A 14,876-nucleotide genomic window follows, 5' to 3' on the forward strand; every position below is an offset into this window, starting at 1 on the left:
GTGATCCTGACTCCGATTTATCTACTGTCGATGCTGCGCGAAATCTTCTTTGGTCCCGAAAACAAAGAGCTGGTATCTCACGAAGCTCTGATTGATGCAGAACCGCGAGAAGTGTTTATCATTGCCAGTCTGCTGATTCCGATCATCGGGATTGGCTTATATCCGAAGCTGATCACCCAGGTCTACGATGCGAAAACGCTGGCGGTTACAGCAACGCTGCAAAATTCGTTAGCGACAATGGCAGAACAGCAAACGCGATCGAAGCCAATTGCCCTTCAGCCTGCGACTGCTCCGGCGATCGAATAAATCTTGCAAAATCAAACCGATTGACTCTGGGGGCAGTAATGTCCCCTTTGTTTTTGAAGAATTTTTGCCTGAAGAATTTTTGGTTTAAGAGTTTTTGGTTAAATGCACACCCATTCTTAAGGGGTTTTAAAGACTTGGAGTTTCCTCGAAGTTTTTATAGAGTTTTAATATTCGATCGCCGAACAAATTGCGAAACAGACTCCAGGACGAATCGCTATGAAAACTTACGACTGGCTGGTAGTGGGCAGTGGGCTGGCGGGTTCTGCGCTGGGATATGAGCTGGCGCGGGCAGGATATCGCGTTTTGATGCTAGAACAGTCTGCCACAGCCAGTTCTCCTACAACCCATAATGCGACCCAGTGCAGCTATGGCGGTATTGCTTACTGGTCGGGCACAACGCCCTTGATGCGCCAGCTTTGCCAGGAAGGACTTGAACTGCACCGCACCCTATCTGCCGAGCTAGACGGCGATACCGAATACCGCGAAGTAGATTTGCTGCTGACGATCGACCCCGATCGCGATCCGCAAGCTGTCGCCTCAGCCTACAGCAAAATGGATGTCGTCCCAACCCTGGTTGATTCTGTGATTGCCTGTGAGCTGGAGCCTCTGCTTAATCCTGATGCCATTGCCGCCGCGCTAGTTGTGAAGCATGGGCACGTTTCTCCAGAAGCAATCGTTCGGGCCTATCAGCAGGCGTTTCTGCGCTTGGGCGGCGAGATTTGCTATGAGCAGGTGACAGGATTCTGGCAATCTGAAGCTGATCTCTCCCGTTACCAGGGAGTTCAGACTGAGACAAGCCACTATGTTGGTGAGAATGTGGTGGTTTGTGCTGGAGGGTTGAGCCGATCGCTGTTTCGCAAAGCAGGTCTGGCAGTTCGCCTTTATGCCACGATCGCCGAACTCATCGAACTGCCGCCTGGAGAAGTACGCTTGCAGTCGCTTGTCATGCCTGCGGAGCTAAAGCGATTTGAGCTAGAGGCAGCTGCCGGAGCAGTAGACTCGCTTTGGAATGAACCCGATCAGGAAATTACCCCTGCCATTCTTGATGCTGGAATCGTGCAGTTTCGCGACGGGCGCATCCGCTTTGGACAAATCAGCCGCGTTCTCAGCAATCCCCTGACCCCAACCGAAGCGTTAGGTGGGGAACAGGCAATGCGATCGGCGATTGGTCGTCTGATGCCTGCATTGAAGGATCAGCCCGGACAATGGCGCAGTTGCCCGGTGGCATTTAGCTGCGATCGGCTTCCTCTAGTAGGTGCAGTTCCTGATCGAGCCGGAATTCATGTTTTTTCAGGCTTTGGCAATCCGTTTGCCATTCTGCCGCCCCTTGCCCGTCGCTTTGCCTACCACGCTGCCGGACAGCCCGATCCTCTGCTGCTTCAGCTTTCTCCAGCTCGATTTTAAATGTCGATCGCTTCTGGCGGACAGACTGTTTGAAAGAAGAGCCACTCATTCCCCAGCCCTTTCTCCCAGCCACCCTAAACAGGTGGGCAAAGGGAAGCAAGACAATAAATCGTCAGATCGTTAATGAGATCCAAAGTCCCTTGCCTCCAAACAGTAAACAGGCGGGAGAGGGATTTAGGGTGAGGGCAAGCATTTGTGCAGGAGCATTCATGCAGGAGACATGATGATCGCGATCGCACTCGCAACCAGGAATGAAACCAATTTTTAAAGCAGGTCTAAAGCAAGCCTAAAGCAGGTCTAAAGCAAGCCTAAAGCAGGTCTATTGATCCCTCTGAAGCAAACCGTGAATTTCCTGCTTCTGATTCAAAGACCGAAGCACAGATATTCGCTAAACTGGGTTTAAAGCTATTCTAAGTCCGTAGAGGATTTTGACACCCAAGGGCAGTTTGTATGTACCTCCTTTTGCAAGCCTTACAGACCTTTATCGGCATTTACACTGCTTTGCTGTTCATTCGGATTTTGCTGAGCTGGTTCCCCAATATTGACTGGTACAATCAGCCTTGGGCAATTCTGAGTCAACTCACCGACCCTTATCTCAATCTGTTTCGATCGATTATTCCCCCGCTCGGCGGCATGGACTTCTCACCGATTCTGGCACTGCTGCTGCTGCAAGTTCTGTCCTCACTCTTTACGCAGGCGGTTGCTGCCTCGCTTTAAGGGTTTAAGCCTGAATCACTACAACAAAGGGGGCATCTCAACCCCCTCTTTTTTATTGGCATTTTTATCGGCATTAACTTTTGTTGGTGTTGCTATCGCACGCCCAACACGAGTCATTTCACAGCAAACAAGTGTCTCTCAGCTAAATCTCTCAGTTAAATCATTCCTTCAGGTAGAGCAGTCCCCGTTAAATCTGCCCCTGACAAATTGGCTCCCCAAAGGTGAGTTTGTCGCAGGTCTGCCTGAGCAAGATTGGCATGGCTGAGATTGGCTCCGGTGAGATTTGCCCCTGACAAATTGGCTCGTTTCAAATCAGCATGGCTCAGATCAGCCTGGGTCAAATTGGCTTCGCACAGGGTTGCTTCGTGTAGAATTGCGTTTTGAAAATTTACCTGCACTAGCAACGCTTGATATAAATTTGCGCCCGACAAATTCGATTGGTTTAGGTCCGAGCGCCAGAAACGGGCATCGCTCAAATTTGCCAAAGTGAGATTCGCATGGCTCAAGTTTGATCGAGTTAGCCGCGCTCGATATAGGGTCGCGCTGGAGAGGTCAGCACCCGACAAAACTGCCATGCTGAGGTTGGCTTCGCGCAGGTCAGCATTTTGCAGGGTGGCTCGATCGCAGATAGCTTCTCGTAAATCAGCTTGTCGTAGACGGGCTTTGGTGAGAATTGCCTGACTCAAATCAGCAGTATAAAGTCTGGCAGCAGTAAGATCTGCTTCAGTCAAATTTGCTCCTCGAAAATTGCCTAAACAGCAGTCTGCATGGGAAAGGTTGGCGTAGCTCAGATTTGTCTTCAACAACAGTGCCTCCCGCAGATTCGACCGCCGCAAATTTGCCATCGAAAGCGAAGCTGCCGAACCGTTAATCGATCTCAAATCGGCTCCATGCAGGTTAGCTTCTCGCAGATCAGCTCCGACTAAGTTGGCTTCGCGCAGGTCAGCTTCTTCCAGGTTCGCAGTGTAGAAAATGGCCTCCTGAAGATTCGATCGCCTTAAGTCGGCTTGTCGCAGGTTTGCCATTGAGAAATCGGCAGCGTTCAGCACCACATCGCGTAAATTTGCCTGGTGCAAACTGACCTCGCGCAAATCCATCTGATGCAAACTGACCCGGCTGAGGTCAGGAAACGTTGCCGAATGTTGCTGTCGCCAGTGGTTCCAAACTGCAACTCCTTGCCTGAGCCGCATCAGATGCTCTTGATTTGCCATGAAGGTGTGTTTTTCCTGCATCCGCCGTCTGAAACTGCTGCGTGTTGCTTTGCAGATACCGCAAGGTTCGTTGCGCTTATGCCCTCGGCTAGTAAAGGACAAACTGAAGGTTTACTTCTGTCTTGTCCTTAATGTGCCCTGTCAGGAATTAGAAACTTGCACGATTACCTTATAGGGGAACTGCTTTGCAACGCCTCTCGGCGCACCCTGAGCCATTGCTTTCCTCAATTCAGTTTTCCTCGTTGGTGCGCTGTTGTATCTCACTACAGCAACAAAAAAGGGACTCCCGACAGGAAGTACCCTAATTAACGTGATGACTCACATAATGAAGTTGGCTGTTATCCGGTTCTGTAGAATAGGTAGTCCCTATACAGCCAGAGCAATCTGCCGCAATTAGAAGTTCATTTCAGCCGCCTGCACGCGCTCAATTTGCTTCTTCTTCAGCACCAGCATAATTTGTGACAGCGTAACGGCTGCCAGGAATGCTATCAATCCCTTGACGCGATTGGGACTTTGCAGCACAATTTCTGCATCTTTTTGACCAAAGCCGCCCACGTTGGGGTTACTAGTCAGAGCTGATCCTGCAACCACCTGATCGCCCTCAGAGACCATGAGCTGCGGACCTGCCGGAATCGTTTCCGTCACCGTGTTGCCGTCTTCGGACTGGATGGCGATCGAGTAGCCGTTGTCGTCGGTTTTGGTGATTTGGGCGATCGTGCCTGCAACCGAAGCATTGAAGACATTGTTATTGCTCTTTTCGCCTGTGGGGTAAACCTGTCCGCGTCCGCGATTGCCGCCCAGGTGAACTGAGTATTTACCAAAATGAACTGACTTATCCTGCGCCGGATCGGGAGAAAGCACCGGGAAAACAATTTCCTGATACTGATCGCCTGGCAGTGGACCCACCAGCACGACATTGTCCTGGGTTTCGCTATAGGGCTGGAACAGATAGCCCGGACCGACTTCTTCCTTCATTTCTTCGGGAATTCGGTCTTCCGGCGCAATCTTGAATCCTTCGGGCAGCATCAGCACTGCACCCACGTTCAGTCCGCCCAGTTCGCCGTTGCCCTGCACCTGCTGCGCGCTGAGATCATAAGGAATTTTGACCACCGCTTTAAATACGGTGTCAGGCAGAACTGCCTGGGGCACTTCCACGTCCACAGGCTTGGCTGCCAGGTGGCAGTTGGCACACACGATACGTCCAGTCGCTTCACGGGGCGTTTCGTAGTTTTGCTGCGCCCAGAAAGGATAGGCAGCCGCCGCACGAGGCATGAGCAGATCGCTTCCAAAGAACAGAGTCAGGGTCGCTAGCAGTGCCAGAGAGCCTTTCAGAATGGCTTGCTTGCCCTGAGAAAATCGCGTTGACCAGAAAGCTAATTTCATGAGTAACAGGGGTTGAATATCAGATTTGATCGAATTGAGGCCAGGTTCCGTGCCCTATGACCACCAGGGATTTTCGCCTGTGCGGAAGTCAGTTTCCGTCCATTGGGTAAAGACCACTTTGTCGTCTTCGTTCACGTCTGCATGAACAAGTGCCAGAGACAACGGAGCCGGACCGCGGACGACTTTCCCTTCGTTGTTGTACTGCGAACCGTGGCAGGGACAGATGAATTTGTTTTCGCTGGCATTCCAGGGAACTACGCAGCCCAGGTGCGTACAGACGGCGTTGAGTCCATAGCTGGCGATCGTCTCTGCATCTTCAACCACAATGTAAGTCGGGTCGCCTTTCAAGCCTTGTGCCAGAGCACGCTCTCCGGGCTTGTGGGTTGCCAGAAAATTTTTAGCGGTGACATCGTTACCCAGCGCGTCTTTTGCGGTGACTCCTCCACCTGCACCACCGCTCGACACCGGGATAAAGTATTTGACCACCGGATAAAGTGCGCCCAGAGCTGTTCCGGTCACTGCACCGAAAGTCAGCAGGTTCATGAATTGTCGTCGCCCCATATCGGGGACATCGGGGGTTCCAGAGATTTGAGCCATGATTATTTCGATCGAGTTAAACGGTTAGCGAGTTGGTCAGGGGATGAATCAGCAGATTTGCATTAAGTTCTGTATCTTTTCTGCGTTTTTTATAGCGGCACTCTCATCCCGCAGATACAGAAAGTAAGCTTATCTAATGACGGTGAGGCAAGAAAAATGCTTGTGCTGCTGATTGTACAGCCAATCGATCGCAGCACTTTCGCACTCCCCTTGTATTTTACAACTTAACCTTACTTTGCTTAATGATAAGGTGAGCAAGATAGGAGAGATTCAGGGTTTAGACCTCTGCCGCCAGGGAGAAACCTTTGGGAGTGCGCGGAAGGCAGGCGAATTCAGTAAAATAACTTTGCCAGAGATCTATTCTTCTCACTCATACGACTGCTTCACTCATACGACTGCTTAGATCAACTGCTTACTTTTACTGCTCATCTATCGCTCACAAGATTTACGATGCGTTATTACACGATTCGATCGCCCTTTTTGCGGCTCAGCGCTCTCCCGCTCACCGTTGCCGGACTGGTCGCTTTTTCGCTGCCTGCGGGTTCAGTTACCCAGGAGTATCGCACCACGCCCCTCGGAGACAGACCTAGAGACTACGAAGTTTGTGTCAATGCCCTGTCTGGCTTGCAGCTTGCATCAACTGACGTGGCAGCCGCCTGCGCAGCCGCTTTGTTTCCCCGCTCGCTGGGTGAATGTGTGAACCGGATTAGTGGAGATACGACGATCGCAGCAAATGATGCACTGTCAAATTGTCGGCGAGTGCGTCGCCCAAATGACCTGGCAACCTGCGTTATCAATATTAGCGACGGCAGCAGTGCAGGCACAGTTTTAACCAATGTGCTGGACAACTGCCGCCGGAGTTTGCTGCCCGTTCGCTTCTCTAGCTGTGTCGTGGGGCTGCGGAGCGGGATTTCTGCCTTGTCTACCGATGAAGCGATGGTGAACTGCATTGCCTCCAGCGATCGTCCCCGCGACTTTTTGCCCAGCTTTATTCCCAGTGGTCAAGAAATTCCGCTTCCGGGCGCTGCGATCGATACAACAACAGGCACGGGCATCAACACAGGTACGGGGACAACCATCGACGCAGAGGTAGATACGACGGGAACGGGTACTGGAACAGTCACTGCTCCTCCTTCAATCCCTGCTCTTTATTAATGGGGTGGAGCAGGAATAGGGGTAGATACCGGAACGAATACTGGTGAGTCTGCTGGAGAGTCCTGCTCCGACTTCCTGAAAGTGTTGAAGAACGCGAAAAGGCATGAAAAAGCAGGTGAGATAAAGATGCTGGGTTGGCGCTGTATCCAACCTGCTTTTCAGATTTTGCAATTCCTTTGCTCTACTCGCCCGTCGTCACCCGCGAACAGTCACGATTTCGGTTACGAACCTGATTAATCGTGCGGCACTGTTCCCAGGCAATCTGGCGCACCAGGTTGGGCGGCAACTGTGCCTGTTTTGCTAACGCCTGCCGGAAAAGACGAATGCTTTCCTGTCCGTTACCCTGCTTTCTCAAAATTTGCGCTTTGAGGTAGAGCAGTTCGGGATTGTTGGGCGTTTGCTGAAGGGCAGCATCTACGGCGGCGAGAGCCTCAGCAGGCTTATCCAGATCTCGATAGGCGATCGCAATCCCCCGCTGAGCGAGATACTGAGGTGCAGCACGGGTTTGCAGTCGCTCGATTGCCTGCTCTGGATTGGCAAACGGCAGATTCACTGCCAGCATTAGATCCATATAGCCTTTGAGCAAATTGAGTTCTGGGTCGTTGGGATTAATCTCCTCTGCTTCGCCTAGATGCCGAAAGACCTGCTGAAGTCTTGTCAAAACCTGTGGCGTTGCCCGTACCGTGCCCTGAGTCGAGAGGCTGTGCGCCCCTTCCAGAAATAAACCTGTTGCAATATAGAGATTGCCCCGTAGGGGATCAGCCTGAACGAGCCGTTCTGCAGTTTCGCGGGTCAGTCGAGCGTTGTCGCCCATCACTTCCCAGTCCTGATCAATATAAGCAAGGGAAGCTTTCATCGCATAGGCAAGCGGCTCATTCGGTTCTGCGTTTTGCAAAAGCTGCGCTGCCTGCTGGTAGTTGCCTTGCTCAAACAGTGACCGGAAAGCGGCTTCTGTTCGATCGCCCACCTCATGCGGGTTTGCAGTACGGAAAGGATCTGCCTGAGCGGGACTAATCCAGCTTGTAAGCGTGAGCGTCAGTGTACCTGCGACTGCTGCTGTGACCTGCCGCCATCGGGAAGGTTTGGCTCGGAAGGAGAATGACATAGCGAATCACCGTAGGTCTAAACGTTAGTGAGGACTAAAGAGGACTAAGAAAAGAAAGGACGGAAAAGGTCAAATCACCCCGAATTGAAGCGTTTTCTCAAGCAGGAATTGGCAATCAGTGAGGCAAGCCACTGCCTAACCGCAGATCCGTCTACCTGGAAAATGTGATTTAGTTGTGATCTAAGGTACAAAATCGAGTGCCGCTTCTCAGAATTATGGTAACGCCCAAGCGTGAAGTCGGGGAGTAAAGGCAGGTAATTGCCTTGACGCGATCGATCGCGCTAGGTTCCGTGGTGCTTTTCCCTTCCGCTGCCTTCCTCGACTACTATGGAAACATGCTGCCGGGTTGAATCTGCCCCAGCCCTCATTCGTGTCGCGATCGTGAATGCTCTATCTTAAAGATTTAACCTATCATCCGGCAGCCACCCCTGCCCCGATTCTGAAATCTGTTCAGCTTGAACTGGCTCCGCAGCAGCTTGGGCTAATTGTCGGTCCGAGCGGATCGGGCAAAAGTACGCTGCTGGAAATTTTGGCGGGTCTGGCAAAGAAAACCTCTGGCAGCCTATTTTGGCGCGAGCAAGAGCTAACGCCGGATCAGCTTCAGCAGCTTGCCGGACTGGTGTTCCAGTTTCCCGAACGGCACTTTTGCGGACATACCATTCTGGAAGAACTGCGCCTCGGTCATCCGGAACTCGGCAAAGAGCGAATCGATCGCGCTTTAGAAGCCGTCAGGCTGGATCACATTTCGCTTCAGGCTTCACCTCGATCGCTAAGCGGTGGACAGCAAAGACGTCTTGCCCTTGCGGTGCAGCTTATTCGTCAGCCTGGGGTGCTGCTGCTGGATGAACCCACTGCGGGGCTGGACTGGTCAATGCGCCGTCAGCTTATTTCTTTGCTAGCAGAGCTAAAGCGCGAATGGAGTTTGCTCGTTGTTTCCCATGAACCGGGTGAAATTGCGGGCATCGCCGATTGCTGTTGGACACTGCAACACGGAGAACTGGCTGCGTCTGATCCAGAATCGCTGCTAGATAAGGAAACGGTTGTGCAGGGATGAGCCAGCAGGAATCCAGCATTGAAGCCCCTCACGAAACAGCGTTGCCAGAACTCGCTGAAGTATGGCAAAAGACAATCGGCTGGCAGCCCACCCCAGAACAGCAGCAGCAATTTCAGCAGCTTTACCGAGCGATTCTCACAGGCAATCGTCAGCTTAATCTGACCCGGATTACCGAGCCGCAAGAATTCTGGGAAAAGCACCTCTGGGACTCACTGCGCGGCATTCAACCCTGGATTTGTTCAACTGATTCTGATGCAAATGCTTTGAGGGCGATGCGAAGCAGTTCCCCCGTCACGGTAATCGACATTGGAACTGGAGCCGGATTTCCCGGTGTGCCTGCGGCGATCGTTTGTCCGCACTGGCAAATGACGCTACTCGACTCGACCCGCAAAAAAATTGCTTTTATTGACACGCTGCTCGCCCATCTGGAATTGCCGAACGCCAAAACCCTGGTCGCTCGGGTAGAAGCGATCGGACAACAGAGTAACTATCGCGATCGATACGATTTGGCTCTGATTCGGGCGGTTTCTGCTGCGTCGGTTTGTGCCGAGTATGCGCTGCCGCTCCTGAAGCAGGGAGGCACGGCGATACTTTATCGCGGACAGTGGACAGACGAAGAACAAACTGGCCTCGATCGCGCTTTAGCACCGTTGGGCGGTAAGCAGGTGTTTATTGATGCCTTCACGACTCCTTTTACTGGAAGCGTTCGCCACTGTATTCACATTCAGAAAGAGAAGCCAACTCCGATCGAGTTTCCGAGGGCGATCGGAGTGCCGACGCAGAAACCCTTAGGATAAGTCAACGGCAGAGATTAGACTTTCACCGTACTCTCACTGGCTGTCTTTGGCAGCGAAGAGGAGGCATAGTTTTCATTGCGTGAGTTACGCCAGGAGCGTATTTCTCGCTTTACCTTCCTTATAAAGAGGTTGAGTCGTGTGTCTCGGACACCTGCCCAGGCAGTCTGATCAAGGTAATGTTCAAATAAAGGGATTGCAGGATGATTGCAGGCCAAATGCCACGGCTTAGAGATGGCATAGTGAACAATCAAAGGATCATCGAGAACGGACTGATAAGTTTCTGGATCATCAAAAGGGCTTTCTTTCCAGTCAGAAAACTCATAGATTTGCGGCATTTGATTCCAGCGCGGATCAAGCTCGCCCCATTGCCCTTCTAAAACTGCATTGAGAGCATCCTGATCAGGATCGTGAATCGTCGCTCGATTCTGTTCAATAAATTCAAGCGCCTTCGCCCCAATGCGATCTTCCCGCCATTTCTGAAGATTAATTACTAACAATCCACTGTTGAAGTATAAAGAATCAGGATTTAATCCCAGTTCCTTATAGTTACTCAAACCTGGAACGAGCGAGAATAAATGGGGGTATCCATTCCGGATTGCCAAGACAGGTTTGTCTCCCAGCTCAACCTGCCACAGCTCTTCTAGCGGCCCCAGAACAACCATGTCGCTGTCTAGATAAATTACTTTTTCGAATTCTTTTGGTAAAACCTCTGTGACCAAGAGACGGTAATAAGCAGCAACAGTGAGATACCGTAGTTCCGGCAGGTTTTTATACTGATTCCGATCAATCTGAATCCACTGTATTTCTAATTGATTCGATCGAAGAGAGGATTCAATTTTTCGTTTCGTTGCTTTTTTAATGCCGCCATCCATAATGAAGAGTAGGATTTTCGTTGCTTTGCTTGCCAAATTAGACAGTACTGAGTAGATCGTCACTGTCAGGGGCATTGCGTAAATTTCATCGGCTGAGCAAACGACAACGATCGGCTGAGCATCAGGAATATGAGATTGCATGAAACTGAATCTGTTCAACGGTTTATGTTTTCTTATGTCTTCTGTCGTAGCTTCTACTTATCACTTCTCTAGTCTCCTGAGGAGTAGTTGAAGCCTTATCAACATAAGTTTGTTTAGTTAGTTCTAACTCTATCTTCTATAAACAACCCTGATTTACCGGATTTTAATATCAATTAAAGCACTATCTTACTCACAATATTTAAGATAGCTTGGAACTAAACTTCAATAGATAACTTTATGCAGTGTCTCCAGTTGAAAACTGGTTCTGTCGCAATCACTTACCGTAATAAAAATCTGTAAGGGCAGCTCGTGAACTGCCCCTACCAATCTGTAACTCTGCTTCGAGAACTGACTTAGCTTCCGCGACACTTAGAGCATTAGACGTTCAAACTAATTTCCATATGCCATGCAACGCCTTGTCAATCCAGCATTAAACTGCAACGGCTTCTTTCACTGGAGCAAAGTAGGCATCTTGCTCTGCTCGCAGCTTGTCGCACAGACGACCTTCTGGCAGTTCCACATCGTCGTAGGTCAACGCTTGGTCTTTGGGGATATCTCGCTTCAAACGGCATCCTTCTGCTAAGCCGATCGGCAGGAGCCGCTGCTTCTGCGTGATTTCAGCGGTTTCGCATTCGCCGTAGGTCATGTAATAGCCCAAACCATCAAGCGTTTCGCCTGCCTTCAGGTCAATCTTGGCAGTGGTGATTACATCGACCTTCGGACCGGCGATCGGAGCCATGACTGCATCCTTAAACAGGACCACGCGGGCAACCGACAGCGGAACTTCAAAGTGGCAGAGGTGATAGGGCGTGTAGAAGCTGTACAGCGGACCTTCGCCCAGCTTGTAAAGGTTCAGGTAGTGCTGCTGCTTGAGGTCATCGTGGGTTGCGAACACAAACACACCCGGACCCGGACGAACCCCAACCACATAATCCACAATGCCGCCCAGCTCTTTTAATTGGTCGACGTCATACATTTTGGTGCAGTCGTCGATATGTCCGGTGTACTTGAGGTTGAATCGCTCAACCAGTTCGTCCTTGTGACGATTGAAGTCATAGCCATACATCCCGCGCTTGGCGACAGTCATGCCAGTTGCATTCGCCACGATCGCCTGCTCAAAGGAAATCTTCGTTCCATCGGCAAAGCTCGTCACCATGTGCGCTTTTTGTCCCCACTGCTTGGCAAAGCCTTCCTGCGTGGTGGGGTTGCGGTAGGGGTCTTGCAGACCTTTGATATTGCCGCAGAGCAGTGGGGTGAGTCCGATGCTCTTGACAAACCGATAAAGGTTCATCTGCACACCGGGCTGATCGCCGTCGCAGGCAGAAAGAATCACGCCCGCTTTATCGGCATATACCTTCAGAATGGGTCCGATCGTGCCGTCCAGCTCAGCGTTCATCAGAATAACGTGCTTTTTGTGAGCAAATGCTTCCAGCACCACATGAGCACCAAACTCGATCGCGCCCGTGACTTCCACAATCGCATCGATGCCTTCGGCACGGCAGAGCAACAAGGCATCGTCGGTAACGGCATATTTGCCCTGGGCAATCGTAGCTTCTAGATCGGCAACGGTATTGACCACCCGTGCATCTTCAATACCTACTTCGGTGTAAGCCCGCTTTGCACCATCCAGGCTGCGGTTGGAAATCGCAACCAGTTCCATTCCCGGAACAGAATTCACAATTTGATTCGCAATCCCACGCCCCATGAAGCCTGCGCCAACCATCGCAACACGAACAGGATTTCCAGCTTCAGCGCGTGCTTGCAAAGCAGTATCAACAATAAACATTCAAAAACTCCCTATAAATCTAAAACAAAACGTTTTGCTTGACCTTTATTCCAGGCCCCTGTTGAGGTAGCCAATCATCAATTTCTGGTTAGGCTCTTGGTCGAACCATGCGGGGGAATGCGGGTTTGAGGACACTTGATCGCTCTTTGGAAAACAGGGCAGGCAATAAGTCATTCGCGAGAAGGCTCTTGATGTAGCCAATCTTGAATCCCATCCCCCAGCACCAAAGCGCAAAGCCACCCCTGCCACGCCGGATATTAAACGTACTCATTAAATACAGTTTGATGCCACTTACTAAGTAGGAAGACATCGAAACCAATTCTTTGAGTAGGGTGTACCACCCAAACGAACGGTCGCTGTAGCGCAATAGCAGCGGTACATGATCCCATCCCCAGTTCTGCGCCTGTCGGTACATGGCTGCATAACTATGACGCAGGCGATAGTGAACAACAGCATCTGGAGCGAAGTGTAAGGGAAATCTTGCAAGCTGAATTCTCCAGCAATAGTCAGCATCCCATGCAGTAGAGACTTCCAAATTAAAATCTCCAACTGCTTCGTACACCGAACGCTTCATTCCCAGATTACAGCCGAAGGAGAACGGGAGATGGGGAGGATGCGGAATGTCGCTGTCCATTAACCCTTCTGACTGATACCACTTGCCGTAATTACAGGCTGCAACGAGCCAGGGTTCATTTAACCTCGTGTATTCTAATGGTCCCGCAACACTGTCATAAAGACAGAGTGCTTCCGCCATTGCCGCTAACCAACTGGGAGAGACTTCATCATCTGCTTCACAGAAGCAAAATGCGTCTCCTGAAGCTGCTTTTACGCCTGTATTGTAGGAATGCGCTACGCCAAGCCGGGGTTTTGAAAAATCGTGAGCCTGAACAATTTTTAGATCAGGAAGACGATCGCGATACTGCTCAACAATTTTCATGGAATCATCCGTGGAGCCATTGTTCACCACAACTAGCTCCCACTCGCCACCCCATTGCTGGTTTACCAGTGCTTCTAACTGAACTGCGATCGTTGCAGCACCGTTATAACACGGGAGAATAACACTAATCTTCATGAAACATCCTAGAGAAATCAGAAAATTGTCAGTTCGTCCAGATGCGATCGCCCCTCATCCTCTTGCTTAGACGGGTGTAGCAGGAACAAAAGACCCTAACTTACACCCATCTGGCTCAAAGAAATTAACCCTAAACGGGAACTGGTTCAAACAGTGCCCAGTTTGCATCTTTCTCCGAAATGACCGTTACAGGCATGGGCCACTGAATCCCAAAGGTAGGATCGTTGTACCGAAGTCCCCGCTCATAGCCGGGAGTGTAGAACTCGCCCACTTGATAAGTCACTTCAGCCCCATCGGTGAGTGCCTGATAGCCGTGAGCAAACATCTCTGGAACATATAGCGCACGATGGTTTTCTTCCGTGAGTTCCACGCCGATGTGCTGCATATAGGTCGGCGAATCGGGGCGCATATCAATAATCACGTCATAGATTGCGCCCTTCGTGCAGCGAACCAGCTTCGTTTCACAGGCAGGAGCAACCTGATAATGCATACCGCGCAGGGTTCCCGCCTTGTAGTTGTAAGACAGGTTGCACTGAGCAACGGTCGGCTTTAGCCCGTGAGCTTCAAACTCTTGTGCACAGAAAGTCCGGGCAAAAGCACCGCGATTGTCTTCGCGCAGTTCCAGGTCAATGATGAATGCGCCTTTTAGCTTTGTTTCGGTAAAAATCATTACTTGCTCCAGAAGAAATCTTTGTCAATTTGCTGAGTGCGAATCAGGTATTCCAACTGCTTCAGACGAGTAAACCCTCTCGACTCGAAGATTTCTTGAGTCATGTCGATTTGGCTGAACACGTCAAAAAGCTGCTGTGCGCCGCGCTGGGCATTCCACTCACACTTAAAGCCAGGAAGCTGGGTGTTGATTTTCTCGAAGGATACCCGATAGCTGCGGTTGTCTGAACCGTTGTTGCCAAAGCTGACGGCGCAGCCCTTAAAGACATCTGCAACAATTTCGGCAATCTCTCTTACCTGGTAGTTATTGGCGGTATCGCCCACGTTGAAGATTTGATTGTGAACAATGTCGCGGGGGGCTTCCAGCGTGCAGATCAGAGCCTTAGCAATATCTAGCGCGTGAACCAGAGGACGCCAGGGTGTGCCGTCGCTGGTCATTTTAATTTCTTTGGTCGTCCAGGCAAGACCCGACAGGTTGTTCAACACAATATCGAAGCGCATCCGGGGGGAAGCCCCAAAGGCGGTCGCATTTCGCATGAAGGTGGGTGAGAAGTCGTCGTCTGCCATCTTGGTGACATCGCGCTCGACCATCGCTTTACACTCAGCA

The 14,876-nt window shown here is 50.9% G+C and carries 14 protein-coding genes and 1 pseudogene; 6 read left to right on the top strand and 9 right to left on the bottom strand.

The genetic code is table 11. The features are described from left to right. The 3 genes and pseudogenes from H6F80_RS21420 to H6F80_RS21430 all read left to right on the top strand — a co-directional run. Nucleotides 1–306, top strand: a pseudogene (locus H6F80_RS21420) (NAD(P)H-quinone oxidoreductase subunit 4); the annotation flags it as partial. Nucleotides 307–522: 216 nt separating this feature from the next. Next, nucleotides 523–1,710 (top strand): NAD(P)/FAD-dependent oxidoreductase, encoded by a 1,188-nt coding sequence (locus H6F80_RS21425; protein ID WP_190793558.1) that lies wholly within the window; start codon nt 523–525, stop codon nt 1,708–1,710. A gap of 450 nt (nt 1,711–2,160) precedes the next feature. Then, the gene (locus H6F80_RS21430) at nt 2,161–2,427 is read left to right on the top strand and encodes a YggT family protein (RefSeq protein ID WP_190793559.1); all 267 of its coding nucleotides are present in this window, start codon (nt 2,161–2,163) and stop codon (nt 2,425–2,427) included. 155 nt (nt 2,428–2,582) lie between these two features. Here the strand turns inward: H6F80_RS21430 and H6F80_RS21435 are convergent, their stop codons facing one another. The 3 genes from H6F80_RS21435 to petC all read right to left on the bottom strand — a co-directional run bounded on the left by H6F80_RS21435 (nt 2,583) and on the right by petC (nt 5,618). Further along, a complete protein-coding gene (locus H6F80_RS21435; protein ID WP_190793560.1) occupies nt 2,583–3,659 on the bottom strand; it encodes a pentapeptide repeat-containing protein in 1,077 nt (358 codons plus the stop codon). Between the two features lie 372 nt (nt 3,660–4,031). Further along, nucleotides 4,032–5,021 (bottom strand): cytochrome f, encoded by a 990-nt coding sequence (petA, locus tag H6F80_RS21440; protein WP_190793561.1) that lies wholly within the window; start codon nt 5,019–5,021, stop codon nt 4,032–4,034. Between the two features lie 54 nt (nt 5,022–5,075). Continuing rightward, complete coding sequence (gene petC / locus H6F80_RS21445; protein WP_190793562.1) at nt 5,076–5,618, bottom strand: cytochrome b6-f complex iron-sulfur subunit; 543 nt, start codon at nt 5,616–5,618, stop codon at nt 5,076–5,078. 450 nt (nt 5,619–6,068) lie between these two features. Here petC and H6F80_RS21450 point away from each other — a divergent pair, with 450 nt between their 5' ends. Further along, nucleotides 6,069–6,773, top strand: coding sequence for a hypothetical protein (locus H6F80_RS21450; RefSeq protein WP_190793563.1), 705 nt, complete (start codon nt 6,069–6,071; stop codon nt 6,771–6,773). A gap of 181 nt (nt 6,774–6,954) precedes the next feature. Here H6F80_RS21450 and H6F80_RS21455 read toward each other — a convergent pair whose 3' ends face one another. After that, nucleotides 6,955–7,878, bottom strand: coding sequence for a Sll0314/Alr1548 family TPR repeat-containing protein (locus H6F80_RS21455; RefSeq protein WP_190793564.1), 924 nt, complete (start codon nt 7,876–7,878; stop codon nt 6,955–6,957). Between the two features lie 385 nt (nt 7,879–8,263). Here H6F80_RS21455 and H6F80_RS21460 point away from each other — a divergent pair, with 385 nt between their 5' ends. Together H6F80_RS21460 and rsmG are read left to right on the top strand one after the other, a co-directional pair. After that, nucleotides 8,264–8,932 carry an ABC transporter ATP-binding protein gene (locus H6F80_RS21460; RefSeq protein WP_190793565.1) on the top strand — a complete coding sequence of 223 codons (669 nt, stop codon included), beginning with the start codon at nt 8,264–8,266 and terminating at the stop codon, nt 8,930–8,932. Next, complete coding sequence (gene rsmG / locus H6F80_RS21465) at nt 8,929–9,729, top strand: 16S rRNA (guanine(527)-N(7))-methyltransferase RsmG (protein WP_190793566.1); 801 nt, start codon at nt 8,929–8,931, stop codon at nt 9,727–9,729. Before H6F80_RS21460 ends, rsmG begins: the two co-directional genes overlap by 4 nt. Before the next feature lie 14 nt (nt 9,730–9,743). Here the strand turns inward: rsmG and H6F80_RS21470 are convergent, their stop codons facing one another. The 5 genes from H6F80_RS21470 to H6F80_RS21490 all read right to left on the bottom strand — a co-directional run. Further along, a complete protein-coding gene (locus H6F80_RS21470) occupies nt 9,744–10,742 on the bottom strand; it encodes a glycosyltransferase family 8 protein (RefSeq protein WP_277879250.1) in 999 nt (332 codons plus the stop codon). Nucleotides 10,743–11,172: 430 nt separating this feature from the next. Then, the gene (locus tag H6F80_RS21475) at nt 11,173–12,528 is read right to left on the bottom strand and encodes an NAD(P)H-dependent oxidoreductase (protein ID WP_190793568.1); all 1,356 of its coding nucleotides are present in this window, start codon (nt 12,526–12,528) and stop codon (nt 11,173–11,175) included. Nucleotides 12,529–12,616: 88 nt separating this feature from the next. Next, complete coding sequence (locus tag H6F80_RS21480; RefSeq protein WP_190793569.1) at nt 12,617–13,600, bottom strand: glycosyltransferase family 2 protein; 984 nt, start codon at nt 13,598–13,600, stop codon at nt 12,617–12,619. 130 nt (nt 13,601–13,730) lie between these two features. After that, nucleotides 13,731–14,270: a dTDP-4-dehydrorhamnose 3,5-epimerase gene (gene rfbC, locus H6F80_RS21485; RefSeq protein WP_190793570.1), complete on the bottom strand. Its 540-nt coding sequence runs from the start codon at nt 14,268–14,270 to the stop codon at nt 13,731–13,733. Further along, the coding region (locus tag H6F80_RS21490; protein ID WP_190793571.1) for an NAD-dependent epimerase/dehydratase family protein at nt 14,270–14,876 on the bottom strand (607 nt) is incomplete at its 5' end. The genes H6F80_RS21490 and rfbC, both read right to left, overlap by 1 nt.

The organism is Leptolyngbya sp. FACHB-711 (genome assembly GCF_014695615.1).
GTDB lineage: Bacteria > Cyanobacteriota > Cyanobacteriia > Elainellales > Elainellaceae > Leptolyngbya_A.

What these genes read in the sequence shown, in the direction of transcription:
- H6F80_RS21425 (WP_190793558.1), top strand. Translation starts at nt 523, where the DNA reads ATGAAAACTTACGACTGGCTGGTAGTGGGCAGTGGGCTGGCGGGTTCT.
- H6F80_RS21430 (WP_190793559.1), top strand. Translation starts at nt 2,161, where the DNA reads ATGTACCTCCTTTTGCAAGCCTTACAGACCTTTATCGGCATTTACACT.
- H6F80_RS21435 (WP_190793560.1), bottom strand. Translation starts at nt 3,659, where the DNA reads ATGCAGGAAAAACACACCTTCATGGCAAATCAAGAGCATCTGATGCGG.
- petA (WP_190793561.1), bottom strand. Translation starts at nt 5,021, where the DNA reads ATGAAATTAGCTTTCTGGTCAACGCGATTTTCTCAGGGCAAGCAAGCC.
- petC (WP_190793562.1), bottom strand. Translation starts at nt 5,618, where the DNA reads ATGGCTCAAATCTCTGGAACCCCCGATGTCCCCGATATGGGGCGACGA.
- H6F80_RS21450 (WP_190793563.1), top strand. Translation starts at nt 6,069, where the DNA reads ATGCGTTATTACACGATTCGATCGCCCTTTTTGCGGCTCAGCGCTCTC.
- H6F80_RS21455 (WP_190793564.1), bottom strand. Translation starts at nt 7,878, where the DNA reads ATGTCATTCTCCTTCCGAGCCAAACCTTCCCGATGGCGGCAGGTCACA.
- H6F80_RS21460 (WP_190793565.1), top strand. Translation starts at nt 8,264, where the DNA reads ATGCTCTATCTTAAAGATTTAACCTATCATCCGGCAGCCACCCCTGCC.
- rsmG (WP_190793566.1), top strand. Translation starts at nt 8,929, where the DNA reads ATGAGCCAGCAGGAATCCAGCATTGAAGCCCCTCACGAAACAGCGTTG.
- H6F80_RS21470 (WP_277879250.1), bottom strand. Translation starts at nt 10,742, where the DNA reads ATGCAATCTCATATTCCTGATGCTCAGCCGATCGTTGTCGTTTGCTCA.
- H6F80_RS21475 (WP_190793568.1), bottom strand. Translation starts at nt 12,528, where the DNA reads ATGTTTATTGTTGATACTGCTTTGCAAGCACGCGCTGAAGCTGGAAAT.
- H6F80_RS21480 (WP_190793569.1), bottom strand. Translation starts at nt 13,600, where the DNA reads ATGAAGATTAGTGTTATTCTCCCGTGTTATAACGGTGCTGCAACGATC.
- rfbC (WP_190793570.1), bottom strand. Translation starts at nt 14,270, where the DNA reads ATGATTTTTACCGAAACAAAGCTAAAAGGCGCATTCATCATTGACCTG.